General features: G+C 64.1%; 25 protein-coding genes and 1 tRNA gene. 7 read left to right on the top strand and 19 right to left on the bottom strand.

What is annotated here, in order from left to right; all coding sequences use genetic code 11:
* Positions 1-13 precede the first annotated feature (13 nt).
* Positions 14-265 (bottom strand): hypothetical protein, encoded by a 252-nt coding sequence (locus G566_RS0101525; RefSeq protein WP_022678916.1) that lies wholly within the window; start codon positions 263-265, stop codon positions 14-16.
* A gap of 127 nt (positions 266-392) precedes the next feature.
* Positions 393-1,229 carry a DUF815 domain-containing protein gene (locus G566_RS0101520; protein WP_022678915.1) on the bottom strand — a complete coding sequence of 279 codons (837 nt, stop codon included), beginning with the start codon at positions 1,227-1,229 and terminating at the stop codon, positions 393-395.
* 98 nt (positions 1,230-1,327) lie between these two features.
* Between G566_RS0101520 and yajC the strand changes: the two genes are divergently transcribed.
* The 3 genes from yajC to secF are packed head-to-tail and all read left to right on the top strand — an operon-like array spanning position 1,328 to position 4,248.
* A complete protein-coding gene (gene yajC, locus G566_RS0101515; RefSeq protein ID WP_022678914.1) occupies positions 1,328-1,690 on the top strand; it encodes a preprotein translocase subunit YajC in 363 nt (120 codons plus the stop codon).
* A 4-nt stretch (positions 1,691-1,694) separates the two neighbouring features.
* Positions 1,695-3,290 carry a protein translocase subunit SecD gene (gene secD, locus G566_RS0101510; RefSeq protein WP_022678913.1) on the top strand — a complete coding sequence of 532 codons (1,596 nt, stop codon included), beginning with the start codon at positions 1,695-1,697 and terminating at the stop codon, positions 3,288-3,290.
* 10 nt (positions 3,291-3,300) lie between these two features.
* Entirely contained in the window at positions 3,301-4,248 is a 948-nt protein-coding gene (gene secF, locus G566_RS0101505; protein WP_022678912.1) for a protein translocase subunit SecF, read from the top strand.
* Between the two features lie 189 nt (positions 4,249-4,437).
* Here the strand turns inward: secF and G566_RS0101495 are convergent, their stop codons facing one another.
* From G566_RS0101495 to G566_RS15900, 4 genes are all read right to left on the bottom strand, one after another.
* On the bottom strand, positions 4,438-5,400 hold the full coding sequence (locus tag G566_RS0101495; RefSeq protein WP_022678910.1) for an NAD(P)H-dependent flavin oxidoreductase: 963 nt from the start codon (positions 5,398-5,400) through the stop codon (positions 4,438-4,440).
* 97 nt (positions 5,401-5,497) lie between these two features.
* A tRNA-Met gene (locus G566_RS0101490) sits at positions 5,498-5,574 on the bottom strand.
* A gap of 145 nt (positions 5,575-5,719) precedes the next feature.
* The gene (locus G566_RS0101485) at positions 5,720-6,523 is read right to left on the bottom strand and encodes a DUF481 domain-containing protein (RefSeq protein ID WP_029131122.1); all 804 of its coding nucleotides are present in this window, start codon (positions 6,521-6,523) and stop codon (positions 5,720-5,722) included.
* Between the two features lie 62 nt (positions 6,524-6,585).
* Positions 6,586-6,903, bottom strand: coding sequence for a DUF481 domain-containing protein (locus tag G566_RS15900; RefSeq protein ID WP_084706718.1), 318 nt, complete (start codon positions 6,901-6,903; stop codon positions 6,586-6,588).
* Positions 6,904-7,014: 111 nt separating this feature from the next.
* Here G566_RS15900 and G566_RS0101475 point away from each other — a divergent pair, with 111 nt between their 5' ends.
* On the top strand, positions 7,015-7,941 hold the full coding sequence (locus G566_RS0101475) for an isopenicillin N synthase family dioxygenase (RefSeq protein WP_022678908.1): 927 nt from the start codon (positions 7,015-7,017) through the stop codon (positions 7,939-7,941).
* 39 nt (positions 7,942-7,980) lie between these two features.
* Positions 7,981-9,477 carry an alkaline phosphatase gene (locus tag G566_RS0101470; RefSeq protein WP_051135895.1) on the top strand — a complete coding sequence of 499 codons (1,497 nt, stop codon included), beginning with the start codon at positions 7,981-7,983 and terminating at the stop codon, positions 9,475-9,477.
* Between the two features lie 237 nt (positions 9,478-9,714).
* On the opposite strand, the gene truA is transcribed toward G566_RS0101470, so the two are convergent.
* From truA to tolB, 4 genes are read right to left on the bottom strand one after another with little or no spacing between them, the layout of a single operon-like run.
* Complete coding sequence (gene truA / locus G566_RS0101465; RefSeq protein WP_022678907.1) at positions 9,715-10,479, bottom strand: tRNA pseudouridine(38-40) synthase TruA; 765 nt, start codon at positions 10,477-10,479, stop codon at positions 9,715-9,717.
* A complete protein-coding gene (gene fmt, locus G566_RS0101460; protein WP_022678906.1) occupies positions 10,476-11,381 on the bottom strand; it encodes a methionyl-tRNA formyltransferase in 906 nt (301 codons plus the stop codon). Before fmt ends, truA begins: the two co-directional genes overlap by 4 nt.
* Positions 11,382-11,424: 43 nt before the next feature.
* Positions 11,425-11,970, bottom strand: a complete 546-nt coding sequence (gene pal / locus G566_RS0101455) for a peptidoglycan-associated lipoprotein Pal (protein ID WP_022678905.1) — start codon at positions 11,968-11,970, stop codon at positions 11,425-11,427.
* A gap of 23 nt (positions 11,971-11,993) precedes the next feature.
* Positions 11,994-13,313 carry a Tol-Pal system beta propeller repeat protein TolB gene (gene tolB / locus G566_RS0101450; RefSeq protein WP_029131120.1) on the bottom strand — a complete coding sequence of 440 codons (1,320 nt, stop codon included), beginning with the start codon at positions 13,311-13,313 and terminating at the stop codon, positions 11,994-11,996.
* Positions 13,314-13,446: 133 nt separating this feature from the next.
* Between tolB and G566_RS13150 the strand changes: the two genes are divergently transcribed.
* Positions 13,447-15,126, top strand: a complete 1,680-nt coding sequence (locus G566_RS13150; protein WP_022678903.1) for an amidohydrolase — start codon at positions 13,447-13,449, stop codon at positions 15,124-15,126.
* A 15-nt stretch (positions 15,127-15,141) separates the two neighbouring features.
* Here G566_RS13150 and G566_RS0101440 read toward each other — a convergent pair whose 3' ends face one another.
* The 9 genes from G566_RS0101440 to ffh all read right to left on the bottom strand — a co-directional run bounded on the left by G566_RS0101440 (position 15,142) and on the right by ffh (position 21,319).
* Positions 15,142-15,930 carry a hypothetical protein gene (locus tag G566_RS0101440; RefSeq protein WP_022678902.1) on the bottom strand — a complete coding sequence of 263 codons (789 nt, stop codon included), beginning with the start codon at positions 15,928-15,930 and terminating at the stop codon, positions 15,142-15,144.
* Positions 15,927-16,316: an ExbD/TolR family protein gene (locus G566_RS0101435; RefSeq protein ID WP_156874388.1), complete on the bottom strand. Its 390-nt coding sequence runs from the start codon at positions 16,314-16,316 to the stop codon at positions 15,927-15,929. The genes G566_RS0101440 and G566_RS0101435 overlap by 4 nt, the downstream gene beginning before the upstream one ends.
* Positions 16,317-16,369: 53 nt before the next feature.
* Positions 16,370-17,083, bottom strand: coding sequence for a protein TolQ (gene tolQ / locus G566_RS0101430; protein WP_207789899.1), 714 nt, complete (start codon positions 17,081-17,083; stop codon positions 16,370-16,372).
* Complete coding sequence (locus G566_RS0101425) at positions 17,080-17,526, bottom strand: YbgC/FadM family acyl-CoA thioesterase (protein ID WP_029131119.1); 447 nt, start codon at positions 17,524-17,526, stop codon at positions 17,080-17,082. The genes tolQ and G566_RS0101425 overlap by 4 nt, the downstream gene beginning before the upstream one ends.
* Positions 17,527-17,618: 92 nt before the next feature.
* The gene (gene rplS / locus G566_RS0101420; RefSeq protein WP_022678898.1) at positions 17,619-17,996 is read right to left on the bottom strand and encodes a 50S ribosomal protein L19; all 378 of its coding nucleotides are present in this window, start codon (positions 17,994-17,996) and stop codon (positions 17,619-17,621) included.
* Between the two features lies 1 nt (position 17,997).
* The gene (gene trmD / locus G566_RS0101415) at positions 17,998-18,729 is read right to left on the bottom strand and encodes a tRNA (guanosine(37)-N1)-methyltransferase TrmD (RefSeq protein WP_022678897.1); all 732 of its coding nucleotides are present in this window, start codon (positions 18,727-18,729) and stop codon (positions 17,998-18,000) included.
* A 10-nt stretch (positions 18,730-18,739) separates the two neighbouring features.
* The gene (rimM, locus tag G566_RS0101410) at positions 18,740-19,228 is read right to left on the bottom strand and encodes a ribosome maturation factor RimM (protein WP_022678896.1); all 489 of its coding nucleotides are present in this window, start codon (positions 19,226-19,228) and stop codon (positions 18,740-18,742) included.
* 12 nt (positions 19,229-19,240) lie between these two features.
* Positions 19,241-19,795 carry a 30S ribosomal protein S16 gene (rpsP, locus tag G566_RS0101405; RefSeq protein WP_022678895.1) on the bottom strand — a complete coding sequence of 185 codons (555 nt, stop codon included), beginning with the start codon at positions 19,793-19,795 and terminating at the stop codon, positions 19,241-19,243.
* 36 nt (positions 19,796-19,831) lie between these two features.
* Positions 19,832-21,319 carry a signal recognition particle protein gene (gene ffh, locus G566_RS0101400; RefSeq protein WP_022678894.1) on the bottom strand — a complete coding sequence of 496 codons (1,488 nt, stop codon included), beginning with the start codon at positions 21,317-21,319 and terminating at the stop codon, positions 19,832-19,834.
* A gap of 327 nt (positions 21,320-21,646) precedes the next feature.
* Here ffh and G566_RS0101395 point away from each other — a divergent pair, with 327 nt between their 5' ends.
* Positions 21,647-23,890, top strand: coding sequence for a putative bifunctional diguanylate cyclase/phosphodiesterase (locus G566_RS0101395; RefSeq protein ID WP_022678893.1), 2,244 nt, complete (start codon positions 21,647-21,649; stop codon positions 23,888-23,890).

The raw sequence follows: 23,890 nt of genomic DNA, 5'->3' as shown, positions 1-23,890 counted from the left end.
CGGTGAAGGCTGATCAGGGATTGGCCGGTTCTGGCAGGAAATCCAGTTTCTGCACCGCCGTATCGGTGGCGCTGCATTCGGCCGGGGTGGCGTGCGTGTCGTTCGGCCAGGTGCCTTCCAGTGGCAGGCGGGATTCCCAAGCACCACCCTGCATGCGGTGCTGCACTTCGCCGGTAAGGCGCAGGCTGGTACCGCCGGTGGCGCCGATCTGGCGGGCGGCTTCGTCGACGCACTGGCGGAAGGCGCGTTCGGCTGCGGGTGGCACCTGGTTCGGGCAATAAGGGCAGGGTTCATCCTGCAGTCGGACCAATTACCACAAAATCAATGCTGCCAGTGATTTTGCCGGAGTCAAGAGACATAACTGGCCGATCTTTAGACATAAGCCGCCAATTCTATAATTTTTTCCCCTGATCCCCGGCCTGTTCAACTGTGAACTGCCACGCGACCCGGCCCGATCGCGCGCCCCGCCCGGCTGCCCAGGTGAGCGCGGCCTTCGGATCAAAGGCCAACCCGTGCGCCACGGCATAGCCGGCGCAGATCGCCAGATAGGTCTCCTGATCGCAGGGGTGGAAGCCCAGCCGCAGCCCAAAGCGATCGGCCAGCGCCAGATGATCATCGGCGGCATCGCGCGGATTAATGGCATCCGCCTCATTTTCCGAGAGGCTGCGCGGCACCAGATGGCGGCGGTTGCTGGTAACGATCAGGCGCACATGATCGGGCCGCGCCTGCACTCCGCCATCGAGCAACGAGCGCAGCGCATGCACCTCGGCGGCATCGGCGCCCAGCGACACATCATCAAGGAAGATCAGAAACGCCCGCTCGACCCCGGCAAGTGTGCGGAACAATGCGGGCAGGCTGGCCAACGCCGGCAGCATCACCTGCACCAGCGCGATATCGTGGCCGCTGGCCACCAGATCGGCGACCACGCTGCGCGCCAGGCTGGATTTTCCCATGCCGCGCGCGCCCCATAACAGGACATCATGGGCAGGCAGACCCAGTGCATGACGGCGGCTGTTCTCGTGCAATTGCGCGGCTTGGGCCTCCACACCTTTGTACAGTGCCAGCGGCGTTGTGCGGGCCGGCGGCAGGGCGGTGAGGCCCCCGGTATTTTCTGCGCCATCCCAGCCAAACCAATGGCCGTGAGCCGGATCGGCGGGTGTGGCCGGCGGCGGCGCCATCCGGTCGAGCGCGGCGGCAATGCGGGCGAGCAGGGCGTCCTGAGTGTCCATGCCGCCAGCACTAGCCAAAAGCGCGGGTGTAAGGAACTGGCATCGGTTGCGCAGGCTGGCCCAAGCGGCTAGAGCCTTGCGCCAATCCGACCAATTTGATGGAAACCACGATGTTTGAAACCCCGGCCTTCGCGCAGGCAACAGGCGGCGCGGCCGCCGCAGGTGGCATTGCGGCCGTAATCGGCTTCCTGCCCTATCTGGCCATCTTTGCCATTTTCTATTTCCTGATCATCCGCCCGCAGCAGCAGCGCGTGAAGCAGCATCGCGCCATGGTTGATGCCGTGAAGAAGGGCGATGATCTGATCACCGGCGGCGGCATCCTGGGCAAGGCGGTGCGGGTGACCGATACCGAAGTGGAAGTGGAAGCCGGCGCGGGCGTGCGCTTCACTGTGCTGAAATCCACGCTGGCCGATGTAAAACCGCGTGGGCTGCCAGCGGCGGCGAACGACAAGAGCGCCTGAGCCCATGCTGGATTTCCCCAAGTGGAAAACCTGGTCGATGTGGGCCACGGTGGTGCTGTGCCTGTTGCTGGCACTGCCCAACGCCCTGGCGCCGTCCACATTGGCGCTCATCCCCGATGGCCTGCCCAAATCGCAGCTGCCGCTGGGGCTTGATCTGCGCGGCGGTTCGCATCTGATGCTGGAAGCCACGGCGCTTGATGTGGAAAAGGCCAAACTGGAATCGCTGGAAGATACGGTGCGCGGCGAACTGCGGAGCACAGAAGGCGGCGCCATCGCCATCACGGATCTGTCGCTGAACCGTGGCCGCCTAACCTTCACCGTTACCGATCTGGCGCGGCTCGATCAGGCGATCAGCCTGCTCAACAAGGCAACCGCGCCGCTGGGTGTCGGCAATGCCCGTGAAGTGGAGATCAACCGCGGCAGCGTCCCCGGCCAGGTAATCGTCACGCCAACGGCCGCCGGCATTGCGGCCGCCATCGATGGCGCCATGGCGCAGGCCGTGGAAGTGATCCGGAAGCGCATCGACGAGCTCGGCACCCGCGAACCCACGATCGTGCGCCAGGGCAAGACCCGCATCGTCGTGCAGGTGCCCGGCCTGCAGGATCCCGAAGCGTTGAAGGCTTTGTTGGGCAAGACGGCCAAGCTGGAATTCAAATTGGTCGATACCGCCGCTGATCCGGAAGAAGTGGCGCAGGGCCGCGCCCCTCCCGGCAGCCAGATCCTCACTTCGCAGGAAGGCGGCCAAGTTGTCGTCAAGCGCCGCGCCATCATCACCGGCGACCAGCTGGTCGACAGCCAGGTGACAACCGATCAAAATGGCGCACCGGCCGTTTCCTTCCGGTTTGATTCCACCGGTGGCCGGCGTTTTGCGCAGGCCACCACTGAAAATGTCGGCAAGCCCTTTGCCATCATCCTGGATGGCATGGTGATTTCTGCGCCAAACATCAATGAACCGATCCTGGGCGGCAGCGGCCAGATTTCCGGCAACTATACCGTACAGACCGCCAACGAATTGGCGATCCTGCTGCGTTCGGGCAAATTGCCGGTCGAATTGAAGGTTGTCGAGGAACGCACCGTCGGCCCCGATCTGGGCGCGGATTCGATCAAGGCCGGTATCATCGCCTCGATCGTGGCCGTGCTAGCCGTGGCCGGGCTGATGATCATGACCTATGGCCGCTTTGGCGTGTATTCGGTGATCGCGCTGGCCATCAACGTCTTGATGATCCTGGGCATCATGTCGGCGGCCGGTTTCACCCTCACGCTGCCCGGCATTGCCGGGATGGTGTTGACCATCGGTGCCGCCGTGGACGCCAACGTGCTGATCAACGAACGTATCCGCGAAGAGCAGCGCAAGGGCAGGGGCGTCATTGCCAGTGTCGAGACCGGCTTCAAGGAAGCCAGCCGCACGATCTGGGATGCCAACAGCCTCAACATCATTGTGGCCATCATCATGTTCCTGTTCGGCTCCGGCCCGATCAAGGGCTTTGCCGTCGTGCTGTCGATCGGCATTGCCACCTCGGTGTTCACCGCCGTGACGATCGTACGCTGGATGGTGGCGCGCTGGCTGACCAACGCGCGCCCCGCGACCTTGAGCATCTGAGGACCAATCGATGCCGCTGAAACTTGTTCCCGACAACACCAACATTGGCTTTGTCAAACTCCGCTTCATCGCGTTTGCATTGACGCTGGCGCTCACCATCGGGGCCGGCGCCTTGCTGGCGTTGCGCGGGCTCAACCTTGGTGTCGATTTCGTTGGCGGCCTCACCATGCAGGTGGAATTTGCCCAGCCGCCGGCGCTCGACACGCTGCGTGGCCGCGTGGACCGCGTGGGTGTGGGCGATTCTGCCCTGCAGGAATTCGGCAATGATCGCACCATCCTCATCCGGCTGCCGCTGCCGGAAGGCGAGGAGGGTGCCGTGCAGCGCGTGGTGGGCAAGGTGCGCACCGCGCTGGAGCAGAATTACAAGGGCGTGGAATTCGCCCGCGTCGAAAGCGTGTCGGGCAAGGTTTCCGATGAACTGATCACCGACGGTCTGTGGGCGGTGGGCCTGTCGATGCTGTTCGTGGCGCTGTTCACCTGGTTCCGGTTCGAGTGGTATTTCGGCGTTTCCACGGTGGTGGCACTGGTGCACGACGTGGTGGTGACGATGGGCTTTTTCGCGCTGACCCAGCTCGAATTCGATCTCAACATCGTGGCCGCCGTGCTGACCATCATCGGCTATTCGCTGAACGACAAGGTGGTGATCGACGATCGCATCCGCGAAAATCTGCGCAAATATCGCCAGATGGACATCAAGCAGATCATCGATCTTTCGGTGAACGAGACGCTGCCGCGCACGGTGATGACCTCGGTGACGCTGCTCGCCGCACTGATCGCGCTGCTGTTCCTGGGACCGGAAGTGATCTTCGGCTTCACCGCCGCCATGGTGCTGGGCATCGTCGTCGGCACCTATTCGTCGATCTTCGTGTCCTCGTCGCTGCTGATCACGCTGGGCGTGAAGCAGCGCGCGGCTGGCACCGAGGATGCGCGGGCCAAGGGCGCCGAACGCATCGGCTGAGCCCGCACAAACAAAAGGGCCGGCGCTCCCCATCGGGAACGCCGGCCCTTTTTGTTTCAGGCAGCTGCGTTCAGATCGGCGCGCCGCACGGGCCAAAGGCCATGCACCACTGGCTGAGGGTCCCCATCACCAGCGCGCCGGCAAGCCAGAGGGCGCGGGTGCGGGTGTTGAGTTCCATCTGCATGTCAATCACTCCGCTGCAACCGCGACCGGGCCCAGACCGATCCGGGCTTTGGCGGCTTCATACTCGCTGACAAGTTTGGCGACATATTCACCGGCCGACAATACGGACTTTACCGCGCCGATGCCCTGGCCGCAGCCCCAGATGTCCTTCCATGCCTTGGCATCGGTGTTGCCGCCGCTGCCGAAGTTCATCGCCGAAGGGTCGCTGGTCGGCAGATTGTCGGGGTCCATGCCGGCCTTCACGATCGACGGGCGCAGATAATTGCCGTGCACGCCGGTGAACAGGTTGGAATAGACAATGTCGGACGACTCGCTCTGCGTGATCATGTCCTTGTAATCCTGCACCGCGCGGGCTTCCTGCGTGGCGATGAAGGCGCTGCCGATATAGCCGAAATCGGCGCCCATCGCCTGGGCGGCGAGCACGGCTTCGCCCGTGGCGATCGATCCGGACAGCGCCAGCGGGCCATCGAACCATTCGCGGATTTCACGGATCAGCGCGAACGGGCTGGTGGTGCCGGCATGGCCGCCGGCACCGGCAGCAACGGCGATCAGGCCATCGGCGCCCTTTTCCACGGCCTTTTTGGCGAACTTGTTGTTGATGATGTCGTGCATGACGATGCCGCCATAGCTGTGAATGGCCTCGTTCACGTCTTCGCGCGCGCCCAGCGAGGTGATGATCATCGGCACCTTGTATTTCACGCACAGCGCCAGATCGTCCATCAGCCGATCGTTGGAACGGTGGACGATGAGGTTGACGGCATAGGGCGCATCATTCGGGCCAAGTTCGGTCGACAGGCGTTGCAGCCATTCTTCGAACTGGGCCAATGGCCGGGCGTTGAGGCTGGGGAAGCTGCCGATGATGCCGGCGCGGCACTGCGCCATGACCAGTTCCGGACCGGAGATGATGAACAGCGGCGAACCGATCACCGGGATCGACAGGCGGCCAGCGAAGGCGGCAGGAATGGACATGCAAATTCTCCCCAATATGACGGAGAGATGTTTAGCCGTGGTGGCGCTGGATTGCCACCTCATCCTCGTCGCAGGGGAGAATGTGGCAGGGGTGGGGTGGTAGCAGCGGGCAGATTTGAACTGCCGACCTCCGGGTTATGAATCCGGCGCTCTCACCAACTGAGCTACGCTGCCACAGGCCCCATCCCGGCGAGCGGGAGGCGCTGCTATAGTGGCGGTGTCCCTGTGGGTCAACCGGGTTTCAGAAACTGTAGACCAGCGTGGCGCGGGTGACGGTATCGCTGTTCAGACGGCCCGGCGGCGGGTTGCTTTCGTTGTTTTACTGGAAGGAGAAACGCGCCGAAAGCCGGCCATTCAGTTCGGCGGTGAGCTGCGACAGCGCCAGCAGCGAGTTGTTGCTGTTGTCGTAATAATAGGTCGCAGCCTGGGTGAAGTTCAGCATGTCGTTGATCTGCCACTTGGCGTTGAGGCCGGCGCGGGCGGCGACGCTGTTATCGGTAATGCCATTGATGAACCGCGTTTGCCGCAACGCCGGGCCGCCATCCACGGCGATGGTCAGGTTCGGTGTATCAACTACGCGATAGCCAAGGCCGATGGCCTGCGTGAAGCGGCTGGAAAAGCCGGTGAAGCGATCTCGCTCCCAGCTCAAGGCGAGCAGAGCATAGGCGCGGCTGCTGAACTTCCAATTGCCTTCATAGCCGGCGAAATAGCGTTCGCGCGAAGCCACGCCATTGTCTTCCTGATAGTCGACGATACCGCGCAAGGCGTGCTTCCAGCTGCGGCTTTCCTTGGTCAGGCTCACACCCACGGCCACGCCGCGGTTGCGGGTGTTGCCGGTGGAAATGAAACCGCCGGCCTCACCCTGGCCGCTCCAGCCTTCGAGGAAGCTCTGGGAGGCGAGCTTTTCTTCGCGGGCCTTGGCGGCGGCGGCGTTGATCGCGGACAGTTTGGCATCGATCTCGGCAGCGCTGGCCGGGTTGGTTTTCTTTGCGATTCCGGCCACCACGGCCCGCTCCTCTGGGCTGGCTGCCGCATCAATCATTGCTTCCACCGCCGCCGGAATTGGTTCGGCAAATGCCGGCGTGGCCAGCAAAGCGAGAGTCAGCGGCAGAACGCTTTTCATGTTGTTGTCTCCCCATGGGTAACAACAGTTTGACTATGCCGCAGTCGGCGGTCAACTGTGGGTCACGAATTATAGACCGGCTTAACGAATATAACAGTATCGTCGTTCTCGCTGCCCAGCTTCTGATTGTTTTCATTTTCGATCTGGAACCAGAAGCGGGCTGAAAGGCGGCCATTCAACCGCGTGGTCATTTGCGAGGCAGACAGAAACATACTGTTGCGCTGATCACTGTAGCAAGTCACGGCTTCCGTGAGGGTGAGCGTCGGCGAGATCTCCCAACTGCCACTTCGCCATTGGCGGTACAGGCGCCGGGCGCACCCTCTTGGGCCAAGCGTTCTTCCCGGGCTTTCGCCGCAGCCGAGTTGTTCTGCGCCACGCACACATCAACCCCGGCAATGCGCACCGGGTGGGCCTTGCGGCCATTGGTCAAACGGGACGATCCGTACTCAAGGGGACTGGCAGACGACCAGAATCCGGGGCAAAGGGCGGACATGACACTTGCTGCCGACATCAAGCCGATTCCGCTTTCGCTGGTGCACACCGATCTGGCTGCCGCCGCTGCCGGTTTTGGCGATGCGTTTGCCCGCACCGGTTTTGCGGTGGTGTCCGATCACGGCATCGATCAGGGACTGATCGACAGCGCCAATGCCGCCACCAAGGCGTTCTTTGCGCTGCCGGAAGATGTGAAGCGCCGTTACGTCGTGCCCGGCGGTGGCGGCCAGCGCGGGCTGACCCCCTTCGGCGTCGAGGCGGCCAAGGGCCACGCCAAGGCCGATCTGAAGGAATTCTGGCATGTGGGCCGCGAACTGCCGCCGGGCCATGCTTATGCTGATGTGATGCCGGCCAATCTGTGGCCCAGTGAAATCCCTGATTTCCACGATGCGGTGTGGGCATTGTTCGACGCGCTCGACAGGACGGGCGCCACCCTGCTGCGCGCCATTGCCGTGCACCTTGGGCTGGACACGGATTTCTTCGCCGATCCGGTGCGCGATGGAAACTCGATCCTGCGCCTGCTGCATTATCCGCCGGTACCGCCGGAAACCGCTGGTGCCATCCGGGCCGGCGCGCACGAGGATATAAATGTCATCACGCTATTGCTGGGTGCCGAGGAAGCCGGGCTGCAGTTGCTCGGCAAGGATGGCGAATGGCGCTTCATCGATGCGCCGGCCGGCAGCCTGGTGTGCAATGTGGGTGACATGCTGCAACGGCTGACCGGGCATCGCCTGCCGTCTACCACGCACCGTGTTGTCAATCCGGCACCGGAACGCATGGGCGTGGCGCGTTTTTCAACGCCGTTCTTCCTGCATTTCCGGCCGGATTATCAGATCACCGCGCTGCCCGGCGGGCCGCAAGAGGAGCCGCCGATAACCGCGAACGATTATCTGCTGGAACGGCTGCGCGATATCAAATTGCTGTAACATCGGTGCTGCAATGATTTTTGGGCAGGGGAAAACGACATGATGATGCGCGCAATGCTTGTGGCTGGCCTGCTGGCCACCTCTGTTTCAGCTGCCCCGGTGCTCGATACGCCGGTGAAGGACAGTTGGTGGACCGATGGCCGCGCCGCACTTGATGCCCGCCTGAAAGTGGTGAATCGGCCGAAGCGCGCGAAGAATGTCATCCTGATGGTTGGTGACGGGATGGGCATCTCCACGCTCACCGCCGCGCGTATCTTTGACGGCCAGCATCCCATCGATGGCCGCGCGCCGTCCACCGGCGAAGAGAATAACCTGGCCTGGGACAAGATGGCCAGCACCGCCCTGATCAAGACCTACAACACCAACGCCCAGGTGCCGGACAGCGCCGGCACCGCCAGCAGCTTCAACACCGGCGTGAAAACCCGCATCGGCGTGATCAACATGGGCGCCGATCAGGGAGTGGAGGCCTGCAAGACGCCGGAAAAACTGCCGCGCACGCTGGCCGAGATCGCCAAGGGGCAGGGGATGGGCGTCGGCGTTGTCACCACCACCCGCATCACCCACGCGACGCCGGCCGCGGTTTATGGCCATGTGCCGTTCCGCGATTGGGAAGGCGCAGATCGCGCCTATCCTGCCGCCGAACGCGGGTCCGGTTGTGCCGATCTCGCCACGCAGCTGGTGGGTTTCAAGGGCGGGCTGGACGTTGTGCTGGGCGGCGGCCGGGCGCGCTTCCTGCCGCTGGGCAAGGGCGGCCAACGTGATGATGGCCGCAACCTGGTGGAGGATTGGCAGAAGGCCTGGCCGCAGGGCCAGTTTGTTGCTGACTCCAAGGGCCTGCGGGCATTGAACAGCCGCAACGCTGGCCCGGTTTTGGGCTTGTTTACGCCCGATCACCTGAGCTTCGAGCATGACCGCAAGGACGAGGCCGAGCCCAGCCTGCCGGAATTGGCGCGCTTTGCGCTGGCCAAGCTGGACGCCGGCAAGGCGGCGCGCGGCGGCAAGGGCTATTATCTGATGATCGAAGGCGGCCGCATCGATCATGCCCACCACGCCAGCAACCCGTATCGCGCGCTGAAGGAAGCGCAGATGTTCAGCGCCACCGTGGCCGAGGTGCTGAAGTCCGTGAACCTGGATGAGACACTGGTGCTGGTCACCGCCGATCACAGCCATGTGTTGACCATCGCCGGCTACCCGGAGCGCGGGAATGACATATTGGGCTATATCAAGCCGCCCAAGGGCGGTGGCGAAGGCGATGGTGGCCTCAGCCCCGAAGGCTATGCGCTGGATGATCGCGGACAGCCGATGACGACGCTGACTTATGCCAACGGGCCTTTCGTGAGCCGCGGCCTGTCCCGCACGTTGCCGCCCACGGATCCCAATTATCTCGCCAACAAGACCTATGGCACCAGCGGCGAAAGCCATGGCGGTGAGGATGTGGCGTTGTTTGCCGAAGGCCCGCGCGCCGATCTGGTGCGCGGCGTGATGGAGCAGAATTTGATCTTCCACATCATGGCGGAGGCACTTGGCTGGCGGTAACTGGTCTCAGCCAGAAATCAGCCAGCCGGCCAGCAATCCGCCGGCGGTTCCGAGTGACAGCCCCATCCAGAGCCAGAGGCGCTTGCCGCGCTGGCCAGGTTGGCTGTGTGCAAGATGTGGCCCTTGGGGCATGTTGTGCTTCTTCGGTGGCGATCCAACAACAATCTTGCAATTAGCGTGCCAATTTGTGGATTGCCGGCAAGTGGCTGAATCCACCCAATCGGCAAGCGAGAAACTTTAGTCAGTTGTAAAGCCTACCGACAGTTCGGGGTAGCTGGCGCCGATGAAATAGAGGCCATCGGGCGGCGCGTTCAGCCCCAGCGCATCGCGATCACGGGCGGCGAGTGCGGCGGCAAGATCATCGCTGCTCCACTTGGCTTCACCCACCAGTTTCAGGCAGCCCACCATGGAACGCACCTGGTGATGCAGGAAACTGCGGGCCGCGGCGAAGATATGCACCTCTTCCCCCATGCGCGTCACCTCCAGCCGATCGAGCGTGCGAAGCGGTGATTTGGCCTGGCACTTGGCAGAACGAAAGGTGGTGAAATCATGCTGGCCAACCAGTATATGGGCTGCCGCGTGCATGGCCTGCACATCCAGCGTGGTTGGCACCCGCCAGGCCAGCCCCGCATCAAAGCTGAGCGGCGCGCGGCGATTGATGATGCGATAGTGATAGCGCCGCCCGGTGCAATCAAAGCGGGCGTGCCAATCTGGGGCTTGCGCACAATCGAGGATGGCAACCGGCTGCGGCTTCAACCGGGCGTTGATCGCCTCCATCAGGCGGAAGGGTGTGAGGGATTTTGCGATATCGGCATGGGCCGGCATGGCGCGGGCGTGAACGCCAGCATCCGTACGGCCCGACGCATGAACGTCCACCGCCTCGCCCGTCACCTGCAAGATCGCTTCCTCGATGGCGGCCTGCACCGATGGGCCATGATCCTGCCGCTGCCAGCCAAAGTAGGGCCGGCCATCATATTCCACGGTGAAACGGAAACGGGTCATGCAAGAGGTGAGCCGGCCGGAACGCGCCAACCGTTGAGCAGGGCCTTGACCGGCATGGCTGGTTTGCCAGCGCGCTGCACAAGCGTGGGCCGCAACACGCCATCGCCCGTGCCCAGCCCAAGCCGATCATCAACGGTGATGCCGGGCGCGGCCGGGGCGGGCTCAACGCTGGCGGCAAGGATCTTCACCCGTTCACCGGCAATATCGATCCAGGCCCCTGGTGCCGGATTGAAGCCGCGCACCTGCCGTTCCAGTTGCAGAGCAGGCAGGCTGGTATCGAGATGCGCTTCGGCCTTGTCGATGCGCGGGGCGAGTGTGACGCCGTCTTCCGGCTGCGGCACGGCCGCGCGCGGATTGGCCAGCACGTCGATCAACAATTCAGCGCCCAGTTGCGCCAGCTCGGCAAACAGATCGCCGCTGGTCTTGGCGTCGATGGGCGTCTCTACCGTGGCCAGCATCGGGCCGGTATCCAGCCCTTCCTCCATCTGCATGATGGTCACGCCGGTGATGGCATCGCCGGCCAGTACCGCGCGCTGGATCGGCGCCGCCCCGCGCCAGCGTGGCAGCAGCGAACCGTGGATGTTGAGGCAGCCCAAGCGCGGTGCATCGAGCACGGCGCGCGGCAGGATCAGGCCATAAGCGGCGACGATGGCCACGTCGCAATCCTTTGCCACCTCAAGGAACTGCGCCACCGCTGCCGGATCACGGAAGCTGCGTGGGGTGAAGACGGGTATGCCCAGCGCATCGGCGCGGGCATGGACCGGGCTCATCTGCAACTGCTTGCCGCGCCCGGCCGGCTTGGGCGCGCGGGTATATACGGCGATGATCTCGTGCCCGGCCGCCTCCAGCGCATCAAGCGCCGGAACGGCAAAAAAAGGCGTACCCATGTGGATGATCCGCATGGGCACGCCTGTAAACGATTAAACGGTGACGGGGGAAGGGGCCTTAGCGGCTCATCACCATGGTGACCGCGCGGCGGTTCCGCGCGTAGGCCGCTTCATCGGCGCCATCCACGGCCGGCTTTTCCTTGCCATAGGAAATGGTGCTGAGCCGGGCCACGTCGATGCCCTGCGTTGCGAGGAAATTCTTTGCCGAATTGGCGCGGCGATCACCCAGCGCCAGGTTGTATTCGCGGGTGCCGCGTTCGTCGCAATGGCCTTCCAGCGTCACGCGCACGTTCGGATTGGCGCGCAGCCACGTCGCGTGCTTCAGCAACGTGGCGCGAGCCTCGCCATCCAGTTCATAGCTGTCATAGGCAAACAGCACCGTGTCGCCGCCGGCCTGGGCGCGCAGATCGTCCTGGCTGCCGGGCACGATGCTGCTGGCACCCGTTTCAACGGTGGCTGGCCGGTCGATCGGTGCCGCTGCCGGCGTTTCCGGACGGGCGCTGGCAGGCGGAGCTTCCATCGTGGCTGGCGGCTTCTTGGGCGCGCAGGCGGCAGCAAGCAAAACAAGCGCCAGCAGGGGCAATTTGGGCAGGTGGCGGGTCATTTGGAGGGCTCCTCTTCCAACTGTCAGGGTAACAAGGGCGACCATGCTGGATCCGATGCATCCAGAGGGGTCGCGATACGGCGCTCATTCAGACCGGAAATATCGACGGACCACAAGCCCGAACGACCCGACCTGTCGCCGCGGGCAAACAGGATCACGCGGCCATTGGGGGACCAGGCCGGGCTTTCATCCTGGAAGCCGTTGGTCAGCAGCCGCTCGCCGCTGCCATCGGGGCGCATGACGCCCACGCCGAAACGGCCGCCGCCCATGCGGGTGAAGGCGATATAATCGCCGCGCGGGCTCCACACCGGGCTGGCGGAGCGGCCTTCGCCAAAGCTGATCCGGCTCTGGCCGCTGCCATCGGCGTTCATCACATACAACTGCTGCGATCCGCCGCGATCGCTTTCAAACACGATCTTTGTGCCATCGGGCGAGTAGCTGGGCGAGGTATCTATCCCCGGTCCGCTGGTGAGGCGCGTCGTGCTGCGGGTGGCAAGGTTGAAGCGATAGATATCGGTGTTGCCGCCCACCGCCATGGAAAAGACCAAGTTCTGCCCGTCGGGTGAGAAGCGCGGCGCGAAGGTCATGGCGGAAAACTGGCCCACCGCTTCCTGCCGGCCACTGCCCAGCGTGTAGATCCACACGCGCGGGCGGTTATTCTCGAAACTCATGTAGGTGATGGTCTGCTGCCCCGGCGCAAAGCGCGGCGTGAGCACCAGGTTCTGACCAGAAGTGAGGAAGCGGTGGCCGGCGCCGTCCTGATCCATGATGGCGAGCCGCTTGATGCGCTTGGTGCGCGTGCCCGTCTCGCTCACATAAACAATGCGGCTGTCGAAATAACCGCTTTCTCCGGTAAGGCGTGAATAGACGAGATCGGCGCATTTGTGCGCGGCGCGGCGCCAACCGGCCGCCGTGGTCACGAAACCCTGCCGCGCGATTTCGGCGCCGGCGAACACGTCATAGGCATAACAGGCGAGCGTGATGCCGCCATCGGGATTGGATGTCACCGTGCCCGTTACCAGCGCCTGCGCGGCAATCGTGCGCCAGGCCGGGAAATCCGGTTTCAGCACATCATCGATGCCCACCGTGGTTGTGTAGGCTGCGGGATCGAGTGGCCGGAACAGACCTGAGGATTTCAAATCATTGGCAATGACCTGCGCCGCGCGCTCGCCGATCTGCGTGGTGGTACCGGCTTCGGTGCTGGCGCCATTGCCAGGGGCAAAGGCTGGCACGGCAATCGGCATCGGCTGCATCAGTCCAGCGTTGATATCCACGCGAAGCGGCGCCGACTGCGCGAAGGCAGGGGCGGCAAAAAGTGCGGCAGTGAACAGAATCAGTCTCATCACCTCACCATATCAGGGGAGGGAGCTGAACGGGAGCCAAACTGTTTGCCTTGGCCGGCTGCGTCTTGCGTGGCGAAGGTTTCCCGTGCAAACACGCTGTGTAACACGTCTAATACAGATAGTTGGGGGAAATATGATCAGCCGCCGCATTGGCCTGGGATGCATCGTGGCGTTGGCCAGCCCAGCCAGCGCCGCCGATCTGCTGATCCACGGCGGCCCAATCCTGACCATGGTGGGGGACAGGCCGCAAACGGTGGCGGCGGTGGTCGTAGAAGGCGGCAGGATCGCCTTTGCCGGACCGCTGGCGCAGGCGCAGCGGATCGCCGGCGCGGAAACGCAGCGGCTTGATTTGAAGGGCCGCACGCTGCTGCCAGGGCTGGTCGATGCGCACAGCCACCTCGCCATGGCGGTTGATCTGGCGCGGCGGGTGAATGTGTCGGGCGCGCCGGTTGGCACAGTGGCCAGCATTGCCGATCTGGTGCGCAAACTGGCCGATGGTGCGGCGGCGCTGAAGATCGCGCCCAATGAATGGCTGGTGGGGTGGGGTTATGACGCCAGCCAGCTGGCCGACAAGCGCGACCTGACCCGCCGCGACCTCGATGCGCGCTTCCCGGATCGGCCGGTGCTGGTGATGCATGTTTCCGGCCACGGCGCGGTGCTGAATTCGGCCGGGCTGGCGGCGATTGGTGTGACGCCCGACACCAAGGCCCCCGAAGGCGGATTGATCAACCGCGAAGCCGATGGCCGCACGCCCAACGGCCAGATCTGGGAAAGCGCGCTGATGCTGGCCGGCCCGGCACTGAAACCGCCGCCACGTGAGCAACGCCTGCAGAATCTCGCCGCCGTGCAGCAGCTTTATGCGAAAAACGGCTACACGCTGGCCAATGATGGCTTTACCAGCCTTGCTGATCTCGATCTGCTGCAGGCGGCGGCGGCGCAGGGGCGGCTCGTGCTCGATGTGGTGGCACTACCCAGTTTTGTTGATATGCCGAAATGGCTGGGCAAGCCGGCCTATGCCTTCGGGCAATGGCAGGGCCGGCTGAAGCTGCAAGGCATCAAGATTACCCAGGATGGCAGCCCGCAAGGCCGCACTGCCTATATGAGCACGCCTTATCTACACGGCGGCCCCAATGGGCAGCAGGATTGGCGCGCACAGGGGATCCAGCCTTATCCGGCCTTCCTCGCCACCGCCAAGGCTGCCAGCGCCGCCGGGCTGCAACTCTTCATCCACGCCAACGGCGACGCCGCGATGGACGACGTGATCAACGCGGTCGACACGCTGCACCTGCCCGCCGATCACCGCACCATCGTCATCCACAGCCAGGTGCAACGCCCCGATCAGCTGCCGCGCTACGCCGCGATGGGCATCACACCGAGCTACTTCACCAACCACACGTATTTCTGGGGCGACGTGCATCGCAGCAACTTCGGCGAAGAGCGCGCCGCCCACATCTCCCCGAGCAAGAGCGCGATGGCGCTGGGCATCAAGGCCAGCAACCACAGCGATTTCATCGTTACGCCGCTCGATCCGATGTTCATCCTGTGGACCAGCATGGCCCGCACCACCCGCAGCGGCTTTGTGTTGGGGCCGGCCGAACGCCTGAACGCCTGGGCCGGCCTAAAAGCGATGACCATCAACCCGGCCTGGGCCTACCGCGAAGAGACGCGGCGCGGCAGCATCGAAGCGGGCAAACTGGCTGATTTTACCGTGCTCAGCGCCAACCCGCTGAAGACGCCAACTGCGCGCATCAGGGCCATCAAGGTGGTGGGGACGATGAAGGAAGGGCGATTTGTATGGGAGGCGGTGAAGTAGGGATGCCCCACTCCCTTAAGTCATCTCTTCCGGATCGAAATTGATCTCCACGCTGCCCCACAGATCATACAACTCCGCCGGCAGCCTCAACGGCTGGCAGCGCAGCACGGCGCGGCGGGCTGTTTCGGCGAAGGCGCGGGCGTAGTCGGCGTTGGCGGCGGTCATGCCGGTGGGGGTGCCGGCTTGCGGCATGCCGATCACGCGGCCATCGCGGCTGTAGTTCACGGTCACGATCACGGTCATGCGGCGCACGTCGCGGCCGCCGGTGGGCGGGTTCCAGCACGGGGCGACCTGGGCGCGGATGGCCTGGGCCAGGGTGGCGGCGGCGCGCGGATCGACGGTGGCGCGGGCAGGCGCGCTGGCGTTGAGTTCCTTGGCCAGTTTAGAGGTATCGAGCGGCTTCTTGGTCGCCTTGGGCAGCGCCTTGTCGATCAGGCTGGAGAGGGTGGACGTGTCGAGCGGGGAAGGCGGGGCCTTGGTCGGCGTTGCGGCCTTGGGCTTGGGCGGTGTTGGTTTGGTCGGTTCAGGCGGCGGCACGGCGTCGGCCTTCACCGGCTCTGGCTCGGGCGCGGTTTCGGCTTCGGGGGCCGCGGCGGCGGTTTCCTGCGGGGCGGCTTCCATCGAGGGCTTGGGCGGTTCCGGTGTGCGCGGCGCGTCGGATATGTCGACGATTTCCACCGGAACGGCGTCAGTGGGGGCGGCCAGCATTTTCTGGCTGTTCTGCCAGGCAAGGCTGAGCGCGGCCAGCAGCACCAGATGTGCGGTGGCGGCGCCGGCAATGCTGAGGCGTTCGGCGCGCGTCATCGCGGGGTTTTGGTTTGCCCGTCGGTGACCAGCGCCACCTTCTTGAAGCCGGCGCCGTTCACGTCTCCCACCACCTGCATCACCCGGCCATAATCGAGCCCGCGATCGGCACGCACATAAACGCGCGCTTCATCGCTGCGGGCCTCACGTAGGGCGGCGAGCTTGGCGGGCAGGGCGGCGGGCGCGATGGGCATGCGATCAACGAACAGCTCGCCGGCGGCATTCAGGCTGATCTGGATTGGCGACTGGTCCTGCGGCAGGCTTTGCGCCTTGGCGTCGGGCAGGTCGACCGGCACGCCGGCAACCAGCAGCGGCGCCGTCACCATGAAGATGATCAGCAGCACCAGCATCACGTCCACCAGCGGCGTGACGTTGATCTCCGCCATGGGCTGGCGGCCTCTTCCCCGGCCCCGCCTGCCTGATTGCGCTCCCATGCCCATTACTGGCTGTCCATGCCATCAAGCTGGCGGGAGAGGAGGTTGAGATATTCCTCCGAGAAGGCGTTCAGGCGGGCTTCGAGGCGGTTCACCCGGTGCAGCAGGCGGTTGTATCCGATCACGGCGGGAATGGCCGCGAACAGGCCGATGGCGGTGGCAAACAACGCTTCGGCAATGCCGGGCGCAACCACGGCCAGCGAGGTGTTCTGGCTGGCGGCGATGCTGGCAAAGCTGCGCATGATGCCCCACACCGTGCCAAACAGGCCGACGAACGGCGCCACCGAGCCGATGGTGGCCAGCGCGTTCAACCGGTCGGACAATTCATCGATATCGCGGCCGATGGCGACATTGATGGCGCTGGCCAGGCGGGAACGCAGGCCTTCGCGATCGATGCTGCGGCCAGTCTTGCCAGCCAGTGTGCGGCGCCATTCGTTCATGCCGGCCAGAAAGGCGCGGGCCGACGGGTGATCGGCGCGGGACGCTGGCTCATAAAGGCTGTCCAGATCCTTGGCCTTCCAGAACCAGTCTTCAAACTTCGCGGCCTCGCCATTCAGGCGCGACAGGCGGCGCGATCGTTCCAGGATGATCGCCCAGCTCCACACACTGGCCAGCAGCAGCCCGAACATCACCGCCTTCACGACGATATCCGCCTGCATGAACAGGGCAAAGGGCGACAGTTCGGCTGCGGTTTTGATCGCGATATCGGCTTGCATCATGGTTCCTGTGCCAGAAGTTCATTGAACCGCGCCATCCAGTCGCGCGGTTGCCGGCGGGGGCGGCCGGCGGGATCGAGGAAGGCAGCGACAAGTGTCGCGTCCAGCAGCGGCTCACCGGCGCGGGTGATGCGCTGAGCGATAGCGCAGGCCGCGGCGCGGACGCTGACGAGGCGGGTCTCGATGGTCAACACATCGTCCAGCTTTGCCGGGCGCAGCCACTTGATCTGCATTTCGGTCACCGCATAGGCGCCTTCGCCGGCCTTCACTGCCGCACCATGATCAATGCCCGCCACGCGCAGGAATTCGGTGCGGCCGCGTTCCATGAAGTGCAGATATTTGGCGTGATACATGATGCCGGCGGTATCCGTGTCTTCGAAATAGACCCGGGCTGACAGGCGATGGATGCCGCCATCGATCGCGCCGGAAGGGGGAAGGGGGGACATGGCTTCAGATAAGGGCTTGGGCTGCGAACACGCAATGAAAAACGGCGCCAGCAGCAGTGCCACTGGCGCCCTTTCGGCAATCTGAATGGAGATCAGTCCTTGGCGGGACGCGCGTCGCGCTTTTCGACAATGCGGGCGGACTTGCCGCTGCGCCCACGAAGATAATAAAGCTTGGCGCGGCGAACGACACCACGGCGGACGACTTCGATGGCTTCGATGCTCGGGCTGTACAGCGGGAACACACGTTCCACGCCTTCGCCGAACGAGATCTTGCGCACGGTGAACGACGAGTTGATGCCGCGGTTCGAACGCGCGATGCACACGCCTTCGTAGTTCTGCACGCGGGTACGTTCGCCTTCAACAACGCGCACGCCCACGCGCAGCGTGTCGCCGGCGCGGAACTGCGGGATGCTGCGCTTTTCGGTCAGCTTGGCAATCTGCTCGGCTTCGAGCTGCTGGATGAGATTCATCTCATTCCTCTTTCTTCTGTTGTCGCGCGCCAGAGGGCGGTTGGACCCGATCATCCCCATGATGATCCCACAGATCCGGCCGCCTTGACCGTGTGTCCATATTGGACCGCGCGCGCCGCCATTTGGCGATGCGTGCGTGATCCCCCGATCGCAACTCTTCGGGGATCGAAAGGCCTTCCCATTCAGGAGGCCTTGTATAGTGCGGGTGTTCGAGCAGGCCGCTTTCGTGGCTTTCCTCGGTCCCACTTGAAGCCGCCCCCATTACACCGGGCAGCAGCCGCACGCAAGCATCCATCACCACCATCGCGGCAACCTCGCCGCCGGACAGTACATAGTCGCCAATCGACACTTCCTCGATGGCCCGGCGCTGGAAGATGCGTTCGTCAAAACCCTCGAAACGGCCGCACAGGATGATGGCGCCGGGGCCGTCTGCCAATTGGCGCACGCGGGCCTGGGTGAGCGGCTTCCCGCGCGGCGTCATCGCCAGCACCGGCCGGCCGTCGGCCACGGCATCGATGGCGGCGCTGAGCACGTCTACTTTCAGCACCATGCCGGGGCCGCCGCCGGCCGGGGTGTCATCCACCGTGCGGTGCTTGTCCATTGCGTAATCGCGGATGTTGACGGCGTTGCAACCCCAGGTGCCTTGTGCCAGCGCCCGGCCTGCAAGGCTTTGGCCCAGGTGGCCGGGGAACATCTCGGGATAGAGCGTCAGAATTGTCGCCCGCCAGCTCATGCGAGCCCAGTCACGCTAACCACGCGCGGTCAACAATCAGCCGGTCCGCCTCCTCGCGCACCACCTCGGCGACGAAAGGCACCATCACCGTGCCGCCGCTCGCCAGCTCGATGTCGAGGATGTCGGAGGCGCCGAAATTCTCGATGGATTTCACGGTGCCAACGGTCGCGCCGGTTTCATCCACCACGCTGCGGCCAAGATAATCGGCGACATAATATTCGCCCTCGTCCAGCGCCGGCAGGGCGGTGCGGGCAACGGTGAGGGTGAGGCCACGCAGCGATTCCGCGACATTGCGATCGGTCACGCCCTCGAAACGGGCAATGGCGGTGCCGGGTTTGTCGGCACGGATGGCCGCCAAAACCAAGGCCCGCCCGCCCGCATCGAAGCGGGCGTGACGGGCCAGGGATTGGGCGTCGTCGGTGAACAGCTTCAGCCGCACCTCGCCGCGGATGCCATGGGCGCCGGCAATGGCGGCCAGCACGATCTGATCGGCCGCCATTGCACGCGTGCCTTAAGCGGCCGTTTCGTCGTCGGCAGCAGCTTCGGCGGCCGGCGTTTCTTCGGCGGCCACTTCTTCAGCAGCAGCTTCAACCGGAGCTTCTTCAGCCGGGGCTTCTTCGACGGCCGGAGCAGCAGCAGCTTCGGCAGCGGCAGCTTCAGCAGCGGCAGCGGCTTCAGCAGCGGCCGCTTCAGCAGCGGCTTCAGCAGCAGCGGCGGCTTCGACGGCTTCAGCAGCCTTCTGGGCGGCCATTTCGACGCGTTCCTTGGCCTTGGCGCCCGGTTCACCCTTGTTCGGGTTGTTCTTGGCAGCGCGGGTGCGCAGGCCAGCGGCATCCAGGAAACGGGCAACACGATCGGTCGGCTGCGCACCAACGCTCAGCCAATAGGCCGCGCGCTCGGTGTCCAGCTTGATGCGCTCGGGCGAATCCTTGGGCAGCAGCGGGTTGTAGGTGCCCAGCTTTTCCAGGAACTTGCCATCACGCGGGCTGCGGTTGTCCGACACGACGATGCGATAGAACGGACGCTTCTTCATGCCGCCGCGGGCAAGACGAATAGAGGTAGCCATTTTGATCTTTCCTTCAGTAATTTGCGTTGATTAGAGTTATTTTCTGCCAAACTTGTTGAAGCCGGGCGGCAGGCTGCCCATGCCGGGGCGGCCGAACATGCGGCCAACTGCCCCCAAATCGATGGCACCGCCGGGGCCTTCACCGCCGGCGCCGCCTTCCGGCCCAGGCATGCCACCACCCATGCCAGCCAGCATCTTCATCATGCCCTTCATGCCGCCCATCTTCTTCAGGCGCTTCATGACATTGGCCATTTCCTGGTGCATCTTCAGCACCTTGTTGACATCCTGCACGGTGGTGCCGGAACCATTGGCGATACGGATCTTGCGCTTGGCGGTGAGAATTTCCGGCTTGGTGCGTTCCTTCATTGTCATCGACAGGATGATCGCTTCCATGCGGTCCAGCATCTTGGGATTGACCGCGCCGCTGTCCATCGCCTTCTTGGCGGCGCCCATGCCCGGCATCATCGCTGCCAGGCCCGAAAGCCCGCCCATCTTCTTCATCTGGGCCAGTTGCTGGCGCAGATCGTCCATGTCGAACTGGCCCTTGGCCAGCTTCTCCGCCATCTTCTCGGCCTGATCGGCTTCGAAATTGGCGGCGGCCTTTTCCACCAGGCCAACAATGTCGCCCATGCCCAGGATGCGGCCAGCAACGCGGCGGGCGTCGAACAATTCCAGCGCGTCGAGCTTTTCGCCGACACCGGCAAAGCGGATCGGCGCACCGGTCACGCTGCGCATCGACAGCGCCGCGCCGCCACGGGCATCGCCATCCATGCGGGTGAGGATCACCCCGGTCAGCGCCACGTGTTCCTTGAAGGCAGCCGCGACATTCACCGCGTCCTGACCGGTCAGGCTGTCCACCACCAACAGGATTTCGTCGGGCGTGGTGGCGGTAGCGATAGCGGCCATTTCGGCCATCAGCGCTTCATCAACACCCAGGCGGCCGGCGGTATCGAGCACCACCACGTCAAAGCCCTGCAGCTTCGCGGACTGGCGGGCGCGCTCGGCAATCTGCACCGGCGTCTGGCCGGCAATGATCGGCAGGGTGGCGATGCCGGTCTGTTCACCCAGCACGCGCAATTGTTCCTGGGCGGCCGGACGGGCGACGTCCAGGCTGGCCATCATGACCTTCTTGCGTTCACGGGTCGAAAGCCAGCTTGCCAGCTTGGCGCTGCTTGTCGTCTTGCCGGAGCCCTGCAGGCCAACCATCATGACAACGGCGGGCGGCGTAACGGCAATCTTCAGCGGGATTGGTTCTTCTTCACCGCCGAGCAATTCCACCAGGCAATCATTGACGATCTTGACGACCTGCTGGCCCGGCGTGACCGATTTGATGACTTCGGCGCCGATGGCACGTTGGGTGGCGTTCTCAATGAAATCCTTGACGACCGGCAGGGCGACATCGGCTTCCAGCAGCGCCACGCGCACTTCGCGCATGGCGGCACGCACGTCGATCTCGGTCAGCGCGCCGCGACCGCGCAACCGCTCGAAAATGCCGCCCAACCGCTCGGAAAGACTGTCAAACAAAGCCCAGAGGCCCTTCTCAAAAATCGCTCTGCTTCCAAGTGAAAACGCGCCGGCGGGCGAAAACTCGCTGGCCGGCGTGCATCCTCAGACGCATGGCCCCCTCCCGGAAGCCGCCGCCTCCATAAGCGCATGGGGCAGGGCGGTCAAGCACCGTGGGTACGACGGGTTTGTCACGGGCAACTGGTCGCTATTCAGGCTTGAGATAATATGTTACTTCTTTACGGTTACATATTGAATTCAGTAAAACATAACCAACAGTTACTTGCGCATTCCGGTTGGCCGTTCCGGTGGGCGCGACGCATCCTGGGGCTGCAGCTTCCAGCCGCTTTGCAGGCTGAACTTACCCGCGATCTGGGGAATTATTTCTGGTCTTTTGCGTTTGCCGGGCCGGTGGCCGCGGTGCTGGCGATTGCCGCCGCACTGGCGGTGAAAAGCCTGCCGGCTCTGTTCTTTTCCGGGTTGGCCCTGGCCGGCTTTGCCTTTGTGATCTTTGCCTGCCATGCCGTGCGCACGCCCGATCCCGAAGTTGACCTAGAGGAGGTGGAGGCCCGCTATCTCTTGGGCACCATCATCGTTGCTGTCGGGCTGGGCGGCATCGTTGCTTCCGTTCTTGGGCAGAATTCGCCGTTCTTTGCGCAGGCGTTGGCCGTTATGGTCGCGTTGGCAACACTGGGGGCCGCCAACGGAGCCGGGCCGGGACGTCCGCTGATTGCGCTGGTGCAATTCCCGGCCATCAGCCTGCCGATTGGCATTGCGCTCATCCGTTTCTGGCCGGCGCCCTGGGGTGTCGGCGCCGGCGCCGGGGTGCTGGTGTTCGGGCTATTGTGCGTGTCGATGGCCCGCAGTGGTTATGCCGCCCACACCGAACTGCTGCTGGCACGCGAAGCGCAGGCGGCGGAGCGGCAACGCCTGGACACGGCCGTCCAGACACTCAGCCAGGCCATCACCATCCTGGATGCCGCCACGCGGGTGGTGGCGATGAACAGCAGCGCGATGGCGTTGCTGGGGGTGAAGCCGCTCGATCCGGCAAATCCCCCAACGTTCGCCGAATTGCTGGCCGATGCGCCCAACCTGCAGACCGCGGCCACCAACCGCGCCGAATTCCTCGGCCATGCCACGATGCTGGTAAACCTGCGCCAGCCGTTCAATGCCGCCCTGCACCTGAACGACAATCGCGTGGTCGATCTGGAATGCCAGCCGGTTCCCGGCGGGGGCTGGGTAACGGTGATGCGCGACAGCACCGGCGAGCACAATGCCATTGCCGAACTGAACCGCGAGATCCGTCGCTGCCCGGTTACCGGCCTGCCCAACCGACGCGCCTTCATGGAAGAATTGGATCAGCGCCTCCTTAAAGGCAGCAACTTTGCCTTGATGATCGTCGATCTGGATGGCTTCAAGCAGGTCAACGATCGTTATGGGCATGCCATGGGCGACCGCGTCATCACACGGGTCGGGTTCCGGCTGCGCACTGCTGATCCCGGCTTGTTTGCCAGCCGCATGGGCGGTGATGAGTTCGCAATCCTGGCCGAATCTGATGATGTCGAAGGCGCACTGGCGTTGGCCCGCGTGCTGATCGATGCGGTGGATCAGCCAGCACGGTTCGGTGATGCCGAAATTCAGGTGGGGGCCGCCGTTGGCGTGGCGATGAGCCCCGACAACGGGCAAATAGGCGAAGACCTGTTGCGCGCTGCCGATCTGGCGCTGCTGTCGGCCAAGGGTCATCCCGGCAGTCATATTTGCCTGTTCACGCCGGATTTGAAGCTGCTTTCGGCGCGCAATGCCGGGGTGGAATCGCGCGTGCGATCGGCACTGCGTGCTGGCAATATCGATGTTGCCTATCAACCGCTGGTCGATCTTGAAACCGGCACGGTGGTGGCGCTGGAAGCGCTGGCGCGCTGGCTGCCCGATGGCGGTGAGCCGGTGGCGCCCGCCGAAATGGTCCGCATTGCCGAAGCCCGCGGCCTGATTGGCACGCTGCGCCGCCTGGTGCTGGAGCAGGCAGCTGCTGTGGTGGCTGGACTGCCGGGGCCGATGAATCTGTGGATCAATGCGTCCGTGCACGATCTGCGCCTGCCCGGCATGGTGGATGAAGTGCTGGCGGAACTGCAGGTCGTCGGCCTGCCGCCACATCGCCTGGCGCTGGAAGTCACCGAAACCGCGCTGATGACCGATGAAGACGCCTGCCGCAGCAATATCGAGCGGCTGATCAAGCTGGGCGTGGGCGTGGCCATGGACGATTTCGGCGCCGGTTTCTCCTCGCTCGATCGCCTGCGCCGGCTCCCGATCAACGCGCTGAAAATCTCTGGATCGCTGCTTTCGGGTGCGCCAGGCCAGGCCATGGCCGCCGATATCTTCCGTGTTGCTGCAAGCCTGGGCCATTCGATGGACCTGATGCTTGTGGCCGAAGGGGTGGAAAGCCGCGAGGAGCTGGAGCTGGCCCGAGCCGCCGGCATTCACCGTGTGCAGGGCTTTGCGCTGTCCCCACCGGTGCCGGCCAGCCAGATCCCGGAAGCCATCGCCAGCGCTGAAGCAGCAGCCAACACCGGGTTGCAGTTGCGCGCAGCGAGCTGA

The sequence above is a fragment of the Sandarakinorhabdus limnophila DSM 17366 genome, from assembly GCF_000420765.1.
Lineage (GTDB): Bacteria > Pseudomonadota > Alphaproteobacteria > Sphingomonadales > Sphingomonadaceae > Sandarakinorhabdus > Sandarakinorhabdus limnophila.
Note: the sequence above shows the minus strand (reverse complement) of the source record. Positions and strands in the feature narration are given on the sequence as shown.